Raw genomic sequence first — 12,321 nt, 5'->3', positions numbered from 1 at the left:
ATGTGGTTCAAACACCTGCACCTGTACCGACTCCACGACATGCCCGAGCTGGATGCCGCCGCTGTAGTGGCTGCACTCGAACCTCACTCAGCGCGCGCTCTAGGCAGCGCCGACGCGCGGCGCCTGGGTTGGACGGCGCCCGCCGGCCGATTGGGCAGCGGCCAACTGCTCCACGAGATCCAAGGGCACCGCTTGCTGTCCGCACTGCGCCAAGAGCGCTTATTGCCGGCGTCAGTAATCCGGGAAGAGCTCGACGAGAAAGTCGCGGACATCGAAGCACAGGAAGCGCGCAAGGTATCGCGTAAGGAGAAGATGGCGCTCAAGGAGCAGATCACCGAAGAGCTGATGCCGCGCGCTTTTGTTCGCAGTACGAAGACCGACGTCTGGTGGGATACGCGTCGCGGTTTTATCGGTATCAATTCAAGCTCGCGCACTCGATGCGAAGAGATCCTCGACTTGCTGCGTGAGTCGCTCGGCTCGCTCAAGGTTACGCCGGTCGGTTCGCAGACGCTCCCGATTCGCGCAATGACAACCTGGCTGGGTGACCCGTCCAGCCGCCCGTTCGATATGCAGATCGGCGACCAGGTCGAGCTCAAGGCCAAGGGCGACGACGGCGTGCTGCGCGCCCGGCAAGTAGACCTCGACAGCGATGAAATGCAGCAGCTACTCGAAAGCGGGCGCCAAGCCAGCAAGCTGGCGATCGGCATCGAGGGCCGGCTGAGCTTGGTGCTGCACGACGACCTCGCGCTGAAGTCGCTGCGTTTCGGCGATGCGCTGATCGAAGAGGCCGACCACGCCGACGATGGCGACGATGCTCTGGCGCGGCTAGAGACCGATTTCATTCTGATGGCTCAGGCGCTTTCGCAGGACGTCACCCGGCTACTCGAATGGCTCGGCGGCGATGCGTTCGTTCCCGCCGAATCCTTCGAAATGGAAATGACCGACTAGGGCCTACGGCCCTTTTCTTTTGGAGAAACGATATGGGTGTTTACACAACCGTCGCGCGCATCGGGCGACCTGCCGAAGTACGAAGAACCGGCAACGGTACCAGCGTGGCCGGCTTCCCGGCCGCGGTCGACGTAGGGTTTGGCGAGCACAAGCAAACGCTGTGGCTCGACTGCTCGATATGGGGCAGGCGCGCCGAGGGCGGGCTGATTCAGTACCTGGTCAAGGGGCAAGAGGTGTTCGTGTCGGGCGAGATCGGCACGCGTGAATTTACCCGCGGGGATGGTTCGCCGGGCTTTGCCGTCACGCTCAAGGTGTCTGAGATCGACTTGGTGGGCGGTAAGGGTCAAGGCGGCAACAGCGGCCAGGGCAATCAGCAAAGGCAGCCCGCGCAGAATCAGGGAGGCCAGCAGCACGGCGGATACCAGCCGCCACCTCAGAACCAGCGCCCGCCGCAGCACAACCAGCAGGCCGGCAACTACGGCGCGCCCGATCCCTCGCAATACGAGACGTTTGACGACGAAATCCCGTTCTGAATACACCACCTCGCGTCTAACCGCATGCCAGCGGGGTCGGGAGGCGCGTGGTTCTTCGGTACCCAATAACCCCCGGCAGCCGAGACGCGCCGCCTCCTCGCTCTACCTCGCACCTCGCCGGCATGGGGCCGGTGGTATGCGGGCCTAGTCGTACTGCCACGCAGTAGGCGCGGGCAACGCCGTATGCCCCACGAGACGGGGTTTCCATTTTTTGGTGATTACAAAATACGATGTCGCATAACGTTCTCGAATGGCGGATACATACAGGTTTCATCTACAACCTCATGCCTCGCCACGACGTTACCGCTTGCATCGACCTCTTCATATATCCAAGTGTCTTTATCCCAACCACTTTTCTGCTTCCAAGTCATATTGACTTGACGAAGCGTATGCCCATCCGGAATAGCGCAAAGCTTACGATGTTCTTCCATATTCAAATCCCTCATTAGTCCGCCAGAGGGCGGCTTTTTGTTCGTGAGGTAAAAGATGACAGAAACACAAGAAATTCGCCATTTTCATCTATTTTGCGGATTAGGTGGCGGCGCCAAAGGCTTCAACCGCGGCCAAGCGCGTGTAGGCAACATGGAGGCGCGCTTCCGTTGCATCGGCGGCGTAGACGTGGACGCCAACGCCATCGCCGACTTCCAACACCTGGCCGGCGCCCCGGGCACAGTCCTCGATATGTTCGACCGCGACCAGTACCGCACCTTCCACGGCACGGAGCCGCCCGCCGATTGGCGAGAGGCCACGCCGGCCGATATTCAAGCCGCCGCAGGCAATGAGCGCCCCCACATCGTGTTCCTGAGTGCGCCCTGCAAGGGGTTCAGCGGGCTGCTATCGCAATCTCGCAGCGCCACGCCGAAGTACCAAGCGCTTAACCGCCTAACCCTGCGCGGCATGTGGCTGACCATGGAAGCCTTCGCCGACGATCCACCCGAGCTAGTGATCTTCGAGAACGTGCCGCGCATCGCCAACCGCGGGCGCCCGCTGCTTGATCAGATTATCGCCATGCTCGAGCACTACGGATACCACGTCGCGGAGACGACGCACGACTGTGGCGAGCTAGGCGGTTTGGCCCAGTCCCGTAAGCGGTTCCTGCTGGTGGCTCGCTACGCCGAGAAAGTGCCGCCGTTCCTGTATGAGCCGGTGAAGCGCCCTCTGCGCGCCGTCGGCGATGTGCTGGGCGAGATGCCGCTACCCGGTGACGAGCTCGCTGGCCCAATGCACCGGGTGCCGCGCCTGCAATGGAAAACGTGGGTGCGCTTGGCGTTCGTCGAAGCCGGCAGCGATTGGCGGTCGCTGAATAAGCTGGCCATCGAAGATGGCCACCTCAAAGACTTTTTATTGGTACCGGAATATCGATCGGGCTATATGGGTGTGAACCGCTGGGACGAGCCGATGGGCACTGTCGCCGGTCGAAGCACGCCGACCAATGGAGCGTTCAGCATTGCAGATCCTCGCTTTGACCAGTCAACAGCTTGGCGCGACGGGCAGGCTTATGGGGTGCGGCGTTGGGACGGTCCCACTGGCGCAATAACCGGCCAGCGCTCTCCAGGGCAAGGCGCTTTCGCCGTGGCGGATCCTCGCCGCGCTAGCCCTGTCTACGGGAAATACATGGTCACGCCGTGGAATGAGCCCAGCGGCACCGTAATTTTGGGTAGTAGCACTGGCCAAGGGGCTTATGCGGTTGCAGATCCTCGGGTCGATGGCACTCGGCACAATAACGTCTTTCGCGTGACCCCATGGAGTGCCAATAGCCCGGCCGTCACCGCCGGCGCCGGCCCTACCGCCGGAGGCCTTGCCGTCGCAGACCCTCGTCTTCCTGATCCCAACGACAAACTGGTAGCCGTGATCCGCTCACTGGACGGCACTTGGCACCGCCCCTTTACCACGCTCGAGCTCGCAGCCCTGCAAGGCTTGGTCGATCCCGGCGAGCACTTGGAGCTGGAAGGCCTGAGCGATTCGGCCTGGCGCGAACGCATCGGCAACGCCGTGCCAGCGCCGGCGGCAGAGGCCATCGCCGGCGTCATGGGCACCACGTTGCTGCTGGCTTGGAGCGGCGAGACGTTCGCTTTGGGCTCGACACCTATCTGGGTGCGCCAGATCGCCGCCGGCTTATCGCTTCACCAACCCTCACAACCACTTCACTGAGCCGCTGAAAAGCGGCTTCTTCATTTCTGGAGCTAGACCATGATGATTCCCACGCACCGCGGCACCCAAGCCGCACTGGAAGTCGTATTCGACGAACTCTTCAACCAGCTCGCCCAGCGTAACGACGATCTCGAGCTCGAGAAGCTGGCGGCGCTGGCTGAGAACGATGCGCTGGCAGCTCAGAACATCGCGCTGCGCAACGAATTAGCTTTGCGCTTGGAGGTGGCTTGATGATTGGTGGAGAACTGACGATAGCGAATCTGAAGCGCCGCATCGAAGAACTTGAGCACGCCGAACGGCTCCAAATTCAGTTGAGCGAGAAGATGCAGGAAGAGCGAGATGCGCTGGCGACGCATGTGGAGAATGCAGCGGGCATCATGCACCGACTGGCCGAGAGCCCCGCGCACATCGATGGTGAAGCCCCGCCAGCAGTACGCGCCTATCTTGACTGGTATTTAGCAAAGCCCGCCTCTAGCCTCGCTCGTCGCGACGCGCTGATTAAAGCCGCCGCCTTCGCCGAAGCTGGTGTCATCTGCCAGAAGGTGAAGCAAGGGCAAGATGCACTTGCGTGGATGCACAAAGAGGTTTCGCCAGTTGGAGAGGAGTACATCGGTGAGCACGGCATCTTATATAGCAACAAAGCCTTTGGCGCCGAGCACTGTGTAGATGACCTGAAGCGAGAAGAGAACAGGCTTCGCCACCAAGCCGAGGAGCACCAATGACCCATTACCCAAAAGGCAGCATGTGCATGCACTGCCGCTTTGCCGTATCCGACTGTAGCCACCTGCAGTTTTCAGATTTTCAGAGATGCCGGTGCTTAGTACAAGCAAACACAGAGTGATCGTTCGGTGCACGGAGTTCACGTCCAATGCTGTTAACCGACCTGCCCAACGCCAAGCGAATCGCCGAGCTGCTCCGGCGCCGGCGGCCAATACCTGACACCCCGCAATGGCGGCTATCGACCCGGCCGCTGAAGGAATACAGAGCGGTCAGACGCCCAAAGGCACCGTGTTAATTTTTTCGACTAAGCAGTAGGCCGCCAATAGGCGGTTTTTTTGTGGAGAAGAGCATGGGAACAATGCTAATGAGCCGCGCCGAAGCGGCCAGGGAGCTGGATTGTCACCCGGCAACCGTTTCACGCTGGGTGAAAGACGGCACATTGCCCGGCCTCAAAATAGGCGGAAAGACCTACGTCTCGAAACCTGCATTTGAACAGATGATTGCCCAAGGTCTGCCGGTGGAACAGAATACCGGTGCACCCGGCGCAATTACGGGAGAAGTAAAATGCCTTACAAGCGCGCCGATTCGCCGTACTGGTGGGTCAATATCACACCCCCGGGCGGCGGAGAAACAGTTAGACGCTCTACTCGGACGAAAGACCGGCAGGAAGCCGAAGCGTTAGAAGGTAAGTGGAGGGCTGAGCTCTACAAGCAGCAGTTTTGGGGCAAGGAGCCGGAACGCACGTTTGCCGAGGTGGCGTCGGAGTACTTGCTGGCCAGCCAATCCAAGCGCTCGTTGTCAGATATCCAGTTGCGAGCCGGCCATCTGTACGACCACCTCGGGGCCGACAAGGTGATGAGCTCGCTTTCGGGCGCTGATGTCCGAGAGTATACGGCCCATCGCCGAACGGCCGGCGCGGGCCCAGCCACCATCAATCGTGAGCTCAGTATCCTGTCGGCGATGATCAACCACGCCGTGACAGAGATGGAATGGACGCTGCCCAACCCGGTAAAAGGGCGGTTTCTGAAGGAGCCGCCGGGGCGTGTCCGCTGGATCACTGAAGCGGAAGCCGATCGACTGATCGACGCCGCGCGCACGACTCGAGAGGGCGACCGTCTCGCTGACTTTATCGTGCTGGCATTGAACACCGGCGGCAGAAAAAACGAGCTGCTCAAGCTCGAATGGCGGCGAGTGAACTGGGAGCACGCGCTGATCACCTTGGAACCGGACGACACGAAATCCGGGAAGCGGCGAACCATCCCGCTGAATGACGACGCGGTAGCCGCTTTGAAGCGACGGTACCGGTACAACCAAACGCATTGCGCGGCATCGCCTTGGGTTTTCTGCAAGCGTGATGGCAGCCGTTACGTTTACCCGAACCCGGTGTTCAAGAAGGCGTGTGAGCGCGCTAGGATTGTGGATTTTCGCATTCACGATTTGCGGCACACATGCGCAAGCTGGCTGGTCTCTCAAGGCGTGCCGTTGGCGGACGTCAAAGACGTGCTGGGACACTCCACGATCAACATGACTGAGCGGTATGCTCACTTAGCGCCACACAGGGCAAGGGATGCCGTAGCCAGACTAGGATCACGTTCCAGTCACGCTGGATCACCGGTAGGGAATATTGAAGAGCTGATGGGAAGGAAAGGAGGAGGGCAGGAACAAAAAAAGCCCCGTCGAAACGGGGCTTTATAATCGAGGTGGCGGAGGGACAGGGATTCGAACCCTGGATAGGCTATTAACCTATGCCGGTTTTCAAGACCGGTGCATTCAACCGCTCTGCCATCCCTCCGGCTTATGGGTGCGTATACTACCACTATTTCCTTGGAAGTCAACGCCTTTGGTCAAATTAGTAGAGACGGAGGCCTACTCGGGTGATATTGCCGCCCTGCATTTCGCTCACGACCCAGTGGATGCCGTGCCAATCGATGTCGTCGCCGACCACCGGGTGGCCGCCCACGCGCAGCGAGACGAATTCCGCCAGGCTCATTTCTTGCTCGCCGGGGCTCAGGGTCAGCCCGTAAGCCTGGGCGATGTCCTGCATGTAAGCGCTGCCTTCGAGGGTGAAGGTACCGAAGAAGGCGCGTTCCTGCTTGAGCTTGGCGTCGCCGTTGAACAGCCGGTTGAGCGCGGTTAAATCTTCCGACCGGCCGATCACGCAGATCACGTCCTCAAGCTTCAGCCGGGTATTGCCCTTGGGGTGGAGCATAACGTGGTTACGAAACAACGCCGAGATCAGCGCCCCGGAGGGAAAGCGCAGCAGGCGGATGGGCACGTCCTCGAGATCCTGGTTCTCGACCACGTAGACGAACATCTCGAAGTCGTTCTCCGGAAGAATGCCCAGCGGACCGCGTCGGTTGGGCGTAGTGCCAGCGGGAACCTGAATCTTGAGCCAGCGCGCGACCAGAGTGAGCGACCCGCCCTGGATCAGAAGCGACATCAACACTACCGCAAAGGCGACGTTGAAGTAGAGCGAGGCGTTCTCTACACCGCCGATCACCGGAAAGATCGCCAGCACGATCGGCACCGCGCCGCGAAGCCCGACCCAGGCAATAAAGAACGTCTCGCGCCAGCGAAACTTGAAAAATGGCTTGATGGTGATGAACACCGCCAGGGGGCGGGCGATGAAAATCAGCGCCAGCGCCACCAGCCCAGCGGGCAGGATGACCTCGACCAGTTGGCTCGGCGTCACCAAAAGCCCCAGCACCAGAAACAGACCGATCTGGCTAAGCCAAGCCAGGCCGTCGTGTACGGGCAGGATGAAATTCAAGTGCCGCCCCGGCTGGTTGCCAATCATCAGCCCCGCCAGGTAGATTGCCAAAAAGCCGCTGCCGCCGAGAACGCTGGTCAACCCGAAGACGCTAAAACCGAGTGCCAGGGCGAGCATGGCGTAGAGCCCCGGCGCCAGGTCGAGCCAGCGCAAGAGCTTCGCGGAAAGCCACCCGCCGCCCAAGCCTACGACCAAGCCGATGCCAAATTGCGAGACGAAAAATATGAGGGTTTCGACGATGCCGCCCATATCGCCGACGAGCAGCTCGACCAGCATCAGCGTGAGAAAGATCGCCATCGGATCGTTGGTGCCGGACTCGATCTCGAGCGTGGCGCTGACCCGTTCGTTGAGGCTAACCCCGCGGCCGCTGAGCATCGAAAATACCGCCGCTGCATCGGTGGAGCCGACGATCGCCCCGACCAGCAGGCCTTGAATTAGGCTAAGCTGGAACACCCACATGGCAATGATGCCGACGATGGCGCTGGTGATGAATACCCCAGCGGTGGCCAACGACAGCGCGGGTTTGAAGCCGACCCGAAACGTCTTGAGGCGAGTGCGAAGCCCGCCATCGAGCAGAATCATCGCCAGCGCCAGGTGGCCGATGACGAAGGCCATGCTGTAGTCGTCGAAGACGACGCCCAGCAGGCCCTCTTCGCCGGCCAGCATGCCCAGCCCCAGAAAGATCAGCAGCAGCGGAACGCCAAACATTGATGAAAGCCGGCTGGCCAGAATGCTCAGCGTCATGAGAATGCCGCCGATCAAAAAAAAGGTATACAGTGCGTCCATGTCTCTCCGTCTCTACATCAATGCCGCTCTATTATTGCACGCCCCCCGCTATTTTACTGCGCCGCTTGAGGGCTTTATGGCGGCCCAACGCTGGCCAGGCACGGCGGCCACCCGCTACACTCCGGCTTCACGCCCCTGGAGTGTAGCGATGCCTCACCTGACTATCCGCTGGCCGACGCGCCTGGTGTTCGCCGTTGCGTTGTGTCTTTTGTTTTTATCCTGGTCGGCGCTGGCAGGTGAAGAGGACACGGCGTCGGATCAAAACGTCGAAGTGTTATCGCTTGAAAGCGAGGTCATGCTGCCTCCAGCGCTATGGCCCGACGCTGCCCCCTTGGCGCGCGATGAAAGCGCCGCCGACGCTGATCCCGAGGCGCAAGCCGAGGATGCATCGCCGGCGCAGCCCGAGCCGGTGCCTTCGGCCGCGCTTGCGCTGCCGCCGCCGCTGGATCCGCCGCCGCTGACCGAGGTGTCGGTCATGCTCGACTGGTACCTGAGCCCACAGCACGCCGCGCTGTTGATCGCCCAGGCGCGGGAACTGTTCAAGGAGCAGGGCTTGGCGGTAGAGCTTTTGAGCCCGGCAGACCCCACCATTGCGCTCAAACTGTTGGTGGCCGAAGAGGTGGATTTGGCGCTGACTCGCCAGCCTATACTCCACCTGCAGGCACATAAGGGGGAGCCTCTCACACGGGTGGGGACGCTGATCGAGACGCCCTTGAACGCCGTGATCGTGACCGGCAGCGCCGCCGAAACCGACGATGTGGCCCTGCTGGCCGGGCGCGATTACGGCTTTTCTACCCGAGAAGGCGAGACCATTGTGGCCGAGCGGCTTATTCCTCAGTCGCTGCGTCAAACCGATGGCTTCAAGGCGCCGGTCAACGTTCACTTCGATACCGCCGCCGCCGTCGTGCGTGGTGACGCGAACGTCATCGCGGACGGCTACTTTGACTCGCTACCCGAGCAACTTGCGCCGGAGGGGATCGAGAGCCACGTCATTCGCTATGAAGAGATCGACATTCCCCGCCACGATGGCGTCATCATAGTGGCCAATAGCCAAACGCTAGGCCGCCGCGGCCCGACCCTGGCGCGCTTCATGAGCGCTGTCGAGCAGGCGAGCCACTGGATGATCGAAAATCCTGACGCGTCCTGGGCACTCATCGCCGAGCAGCACCCGATTCTCGATAACGCGATCAATGAGGCGAATTGGGAGTCGCTTCTGCGCCGCCTGTCACTCAGTCCGGCGGCGGTGAACACTCGCCGCTATCAGGCGTTTGAAACCTACTTGTTAAAGCGCGGCCTTATCGAGGAGACGCTGCCGGTATCGCGACTGGCGGTCGACCCGCATACGCTGGCCGAATGACGCACCACTTTTCAAGAATCCTTGCATGAAATTTCCATGGATTTTTCCATAGAGAGCACCGAACACGGAGAGCCATGAGCGAGCCCGTTCTGACGTTTATCGATGTGGAAACCACCGGTACGAGAGCCACCCGCGATCGCATCACCGAAATCGCCGCGCTGAAGGTGGTCGACGGGGAGGTCGTCGATCGCTGGGTGAGCTTGATCGACCCGGGTACCAGCATTCCGCCGTTCATCTCAAAGCTCACCGGCATTCACGACGATATGGTTGCCGACGCCCCGCGTTTTGAGTCGATCGCCGAGGCGTTCAAAACGTGGCTTGGCGAGAGCTGTCTGGTTGCGCATAACGCCCGCTTCGACTCGAGCTTTTTGCGCAACGCCTTCAAGCGCGCCGGGCTCGACTATCGCCCCCAACTGATGTGCACCCTGCGTATCTCGAGAAGGCTCGAACCCGAGCAGCGCCAGCACAATCTGAAAAGCCTGCTCGAGCGCTTCGATATTCAGACCGCGCGCGCCCACCGCGCCGAGGACGATGCCGAGGCGCTTTGGCGGCTGTGGCAAGCCTGGCAGCAGCGCTTTCCCGCCGAGCAGTGGCAGGCCGCTACCGGCCAGGAGCGCGAGCACCGCAACCTGCCGGCGCATCTCGACAGCGCCCTGGTGAGCGAGCTTCCACCGCGTCCGGGGGTGTATCTCTTCTATGGCCATAACCGGCTGCCGCTTTACGTGGGCAAAAGCATCAACCTGAAAAACCGGGTGAAAGGGCACTTTCAGCGCGATCATCAGGACGACAAGGCGATGCGCATGCTCCAGCAGATTCAGCATATCGAGTGGGAGGAGACCGCCGGCGATTTGGGCGCTCAGCTTCGCGAGGCCCAGCTGATCAAGGAACTGATGCCGATCATGAACCGCCAGCTACGCCGCCAGGGTGGGCTGAAAACCTGGTTCTGGCCCGAGGGTGAGCACGCGCCGACGCTTGCCGGAAGCGCCGTACTGATCAGCTCCGCGCCGGGCGAGCGCTTCGGGCTTTTTCGCCACGCGCGCGAGGCCAAGCAGGCGCTCAAGACGATCATTGAGGAGCACAAGCTCTGCCCGCAGGTGCTGGGGCTTGAGAAGGGAAAAGGGCGCTGCTTTGCCAATCAGCTCGGCAAGTGTGCCGGCGCGTGCTGTGGCAAGGAGTCGTTCGAGGCTCATACCGAAAGAGCGCAGGCGGCACTCGAGCGTTTGAAGGTGAGCGCCTGGCCTTGGCCGAACCGGATCGTGATTCGCGAAAAAAGCGCCCATACCCGTAAAAGCGCCTACCACGCGGTGGATCACTGGTGCTATCTCGGCAGCGCCGCGTCGCTTGATAAGGCCAAACGGCTCGATTTCGAGGCGGTTCAGTTCGACGTGGATACTTATCGCATCCTGAACCGCTTTCTGCGAAGCCCGGAGGAGCATGGGCTAAGCATCACGCCGCTTTAGGCCTCGGAGTCGTCCTCTGCATTGATGAAGGTGCTGACCGCCTGCTGGAACGCGTCGGGCTGGTCGGCGTGCAGCCAGTGGCCCGCCTCCTTGAGCGTGATGACGCGCGCGGTCGGCAGCATCTCCTTGACGGCCGGAATCATGTCATCGGTGACGTAGTGCGAGTCGGCGCCGCGTAGCACCAGCGTCGGGCCCTGGTAGGGCTCTTCGCCGGCGGGCAGGCCGATGATCGCGTCATAATCAGCCTGAATCTCGTCGAGGCCCACGCGTAGCGACATCTGCTTGTTGTCATTGCGCACCAGATTGGTCGCCAGGAAAAGACGCGTTGGGCGTGAGTCAACGTGCTCGGCCATGACCGCATCGGCACTCCTGCGATCGGCAGGTTTGGCTTCGCGTACCGCGTTCAGGGCGCTGAAAACGTCGTCGTGGCCGTGGTCGTAGCGAACCGGGGCGATATCGCCGACGATTAATGATGCCGTAAGCTCCGGCGCCAGCCGCGCGAGGCTAATAGCGACCTTGCCGCCCATCGAGTGGCCCAGAATGTGCGCCCGCTCGATCTTCTCCTTTTTGAGCAGCGCGATCACGTCCTGGCTCATCGCCTCGTAGTCCATGCCGTCGGCGTGGGGGGAGCGGCCGTGGTTGCGAAGGTCGACCGCCAGCACACGGCGCTGCTGTTGCCATACCTTCAGGTGCGAGCGCCAGTTGTCGGCGCTGCCGAGAAGGCCATGCAGCACGACGAGCGGCGTTTTATCGAGGTCGGCGCCTTCGTGGGCCTCGATGAAATGAAGATCAACCGGAGTAGCGCGGCTCATTGAGCCTCCTTGATGGGCACATTTTTTGAATCAGGCGACTTTCGGGGCGCGGTCGCGCTGTCCTGTCCAGACCACAAGACGCCGGGTCAGCCAGGCTAGCAGCAGGCCATACAGCGGCAAAAAGAACAGCAGGCTGATGGCCAGCTTGATCGCGTAGTCCACCGCGGCGATTTCTACCCAGTGGGCCGCCATGAACGGGTCCGGGCTATTGTAGAAAGCGGTGAAGAAAAAGGCGAACGTGTCCGCCAAGTTGCCCAGCACCGTTGAGAAGACCGGCGCGACCCACCAGGCCCACTGGCGCAGCCGGTCGAATACCTGAACGTCGAGCAGTTGACCAAGAAAGTAGGCCAGAAAGCTTGCCAGAGCGATGCGCGCCACGAACAGGTTCCACTCGCCAAGCGCCTCGATGCCGGCGAAGCTCCCTTGAGGGAAGATGACCGAGACCACGTAGGAGATCGCAAGCGCCGGGAACATGACGCGCAAAATGATCGCCCGCGCCGGCCCCTTGCCGAACAGGCGAACGGTCAGGTCAGTGGCCAGAAAAATGAACGGAAAGCTAAACGCGCCCCAAGTGGTATGAAACCCGAAAAGCGTAAAAGGAAGCTGTACGAGGTAGTTGCTGGCGGCGATAACGCCGATATGAAACAGCACCATGATCAGTAGGCAGCGGCGGTGCTGAGCGTCGGTCAGTGCAAACATGTGAAAGGCCTTTTTAATAGCAGGAGGGGTTAGGGAACCCTCAACGGGGCGCAAGCGCCGGGGCCGCGCATTATACGCAAACCCT

At 61.1% G+C, this 12,321-nt stretch carries 13 protein-coding genes and 1 tRNA gene; 9 read left to right on the top strand and 5 right to left on the bottom strand.

Going from position 1 to position 12,321, the window contains the following annotated elements; all coding sequences use genetic code 11:
• Entirely contained in the window at window positions 1–948 is a 948-nt protein-coding gene (locus MQW23_RS13955; protein ID WP_252108802.1) for a recombination-associated protein RdgC, read from the top strand.
• 32 nt (window positions 949–980) lie between these two features.
• A complete protein-coding gene (locus tag MQW23_RS13950) occupies window positions 981–1,481 on the top strand; it encodes a single-stranded DNA-binding protein (RefSeq protein ID WP_252108801.1) in 501 nt (166 codons plus the stop codon).
• 218 nt (window positions 1,482–1,699) lie between these two features.
• On the opposite strand, the gene MQW23_RS13945 is transcribed toward MQW23_RS13950, so the two are convergent.
• Window positions 1,700–1,912, bottom strand: coding sequence for a hypothetical protein (locus MQW23_RS13945; RefSeq protein ID WP_252108800.1), 213 nt, complete (start codon window positions 1,910–1,912; stop codon window positions 1,700–1,702).
• 55 nt (window positions 1,913–1,967) lie between these two features.
• Between MQW23_RS13945 and MQW23_RS13940 the strand changes: the two genes are divergently transcribed.
• From MQW23_RS13940 to MQW23_RS13925, 5 genes are all read left to right on the top strand, one after another.
• Window positions 1,968–3,632 carry a DNA cytosine methyltransferase gene (locus tag MQW23_RS13940; protein WP_252108799.1) on the top strand — a complete coding sequence of 555 codons (1,665 nt, stop codon included), beginning with the start codon at window positions 1,968–1,970 and terminating at the stop codon, window positions 3,630–3,632.
• A 39-nt stretch (window positions 3,633–3,671) separates the two neighbouring features.
• Entirely contained in the window at window positions 3,672–3,863 is a 192-nt protein-coding gene (locus MQW23_RS13935) for a hypothetical protein (protein WP_252108798.1), read from the top strand.
• Entirely contained in the window at window positions 3,863–4,354 is a 492-nt protein-coding gene (locus MQW23_RS13930) for a hypothetical protein (RefSeq protein ID WP_252108797.1), read from the top strand. The genes MQW23_RS13935 and MQW23_RS13930 overlap by 1 nt, the downstream gene beginning before the upstream one ends.
• A gap of 347 nt (window positions 4,355–4,701) precedes the next feature.
• Window positions 4,702–5,034: a helix-turn-helix domain-containing protein gene (locus MQW23_RS19540; RefSeq protein ID WP_353653848.1), complete on the top strand. Its 333-nt coding sequence runs from the start codon at window positions 4,702–4,704 to the stop codon at window positions 5,032–5,034.
• The gene (locus MQW23_RS13925) at window positions 4,917–6,047 is read left to right on the top strand and encodes a tyrosine-type recombinase/integrase (RefSeq protein WP_252108796.1); all 1,131 of its coding nucleotides are present in this window, start codon (window positions 4,917–4,919) and stop codon (window positions 6,045–6,047) included. The genes MQW23_RS19540 and MQW23_RS13925 overlap by 118 nt, the downstream gene beginning before the upstream one ends.
• A gap of 6 nt (window positions 6,048–6,053) precedes the next feature.
• Here MQW23_RS13925 and MQW23_RS13920 read toward each other — a convergent pair.
• Window positions 6,054–6,144 (bottom strand) — tRNA-Ser (locus MQW23_RS13920).
• Window positions 6,145–6,201: 57 nt separating this feature from the next.
• Entirely contained in the window at window positions 6,202–7,908 is a 1,707-nt protein-coding gene (locus tag MQW23_RS13915; protein ID WP_252108795.1) for a potassium/proton antiporter, read from the bottom strand.
• A gap of 148 nt (window positions 7,909–8,056) precedes the next feature.
• On the opposite strand from MQW23_RS13915, the gene MQW23_RS13910 reads away from it, so the two are divergent.
• Window positions 8,057–9,265 carry an ABC transporter substrate-binding protein gene (locus MQW23_RS13910; protein ID WP_252108794.1) on the top strand — a complete coding sequence of 403 codons (1,209 nt, stop codon included), beginning with the start codon at window positions 8,057–8,059 and terminating at the stop codon, window positions 9,263–9,265.
• Window positions 9,266–9,339: 74 nt separating this feature from the next.
• Window positions 9,340–10,725, top strand: a complete 1,386-nt coding sequence (locus MQW23_RS13905) for a 3'-5' exonuclease family protein (RefSeq protein ID WP_252108793.1) — start codon at window positions 9,340–9,342, stop codon at window positions 10,723–10,725.
• Here MQW23_RS13905 and MQW23_RS13900 read toward each other — a convergent pair.
• Window positions 10,722–11,537, bottom strand: coding sequence for an alpha/beta fold hydrolase (locus tag MQW23_RS13900; protein ID WP_252108792.1), 816 nt, complete (start codon window positions 11,535–11,537; stop codon window positions 10,722–10,724). The genes MQW23_RS13905 and MQW23_RS13900 overlap by 4 nt on opposite strands.
• Before the next feature lie 30 nt (window positions 11,538–11,567).
• Complete coding sequence (locus MQW23_RS13895; protein WP_252108791.1) at window positions 11,568–12,236, bottom strand: 7-cyano-7-deazaguanine/7-aminomethyl-7-deazaguanine transporter; 669 nt, start codon at window positions 12,234–12,236, stop codon at window positions 11,568–11,570.
• Between the last annotated feature and the right edge of the window lie 85 nt (window positions 12,237–12,321).

Source organism: Halomonas sp. S3-1-1 (genome assembly GCF_023757625.1).
GTDB lineage: Bacteria > Pseudomonadota > Gammaproteobacteria > Pseudomonadales > Halomonadaceae > Vreelandella.
Note: the sequence above shows the minus strand (reverse complement) of the source record. Positions and strands in the feature narration are given on the sequence as shown.

Excerpts from the sequence above, each read along its gene's own strand:
- MQW23_RS13955 (WP_252108802.1), top strand. The coding sequence starts at position 1 with ATGTGGTTCAAACACCTGCACCTGTACCGACTCCACGACATGCCCGAG.
- MQW23_RS13950 (WP_252108801.1), top strand. The coding sequence starts at position 981 with ATGGGTGTTTACACAACCGTCGCGCGCATCGGGCGACCTGCCGAAGTA.
- MQW23_RS13945 (WP_252108800.1), bottom strand. The coding sequence starts at position 1,912 with ATGGAAGAACATCGTAAGCTTTGCGCTATTCCGGATGGGCATACGCTT.
- MQW23_RS13940 (WP_252108799.1), top strand. The coding sequence starts at position 1,968 with ATGACAGAAACACAAGAAATTCGCCATTTTCATCTATTTTGCGGATTA.
- MQW23_RS13935 (WP_252108798.1), top strand. The coding sequence starts at position 3,672 with ATGATGATTCCCACGCACCGCGGCACCCAAGCCGCACTGGAAGTCGTA.
- MQW23_RS13930 (WP_252108797.1), top strand. The coding sequence starts at position 3,863 with ATGATTGGTGGAGAACTGACGATAGCGAATCTGAAGCGCCGCATCGAA.
- MQW23_RS19540 (WP_353653848.1), top strand. The coding sequence starts at position 4,702 with ATGGGAACAATGCTAATGAGCCGCGCCGAAGCGGCCAGGGAGCTGGAT.
- MQW23_RS13925 (WP_252108796.1), top strand. The coding sequence starts at position 4,917 with ATGCCTTACAAGCGCGCCGATTCGCCGTACTGGTGGGTCAATATCACA.
- MQW23_RS13915 (WP_252108795.1), bottom strand. The coding sequence starts at position 7,908 with ATGGACGCACTGTATACCTTTTTTTTGATCGGCGGCATTCTCATGACG.
- MQW23_RS13910 (WP_252108794.1), top strand. The coding sequence starts at position 8,057 with ATGCCTCACCTGACTATCCGCTGGCCGACGCGCCTGGTGTTCGCCGTT.
- MQW23_RS13905 (WP_252108793.1), top strand. The coding sequence starts at position 9,340 with ATGAGCGAGCCCGTTCTGACGTTTATCGATGTGGAAACCACCGGTACG.
- MQW23_RS13900 (WP_252108792.1), bottom strand. The coding sequence starts at position 11,537 with ATGAGCCGCGCTACTCCGGTTGATCTTCATTTCATCGAGGCCCACGAA.
- MQW23_RS13895 (WP_252108791.1), bottom strand. The coding sequence starts at position 12,236 with ATGTTTGCACTGACCGACGCTCAGCACCGCCGCTGCCTACTGATCATG.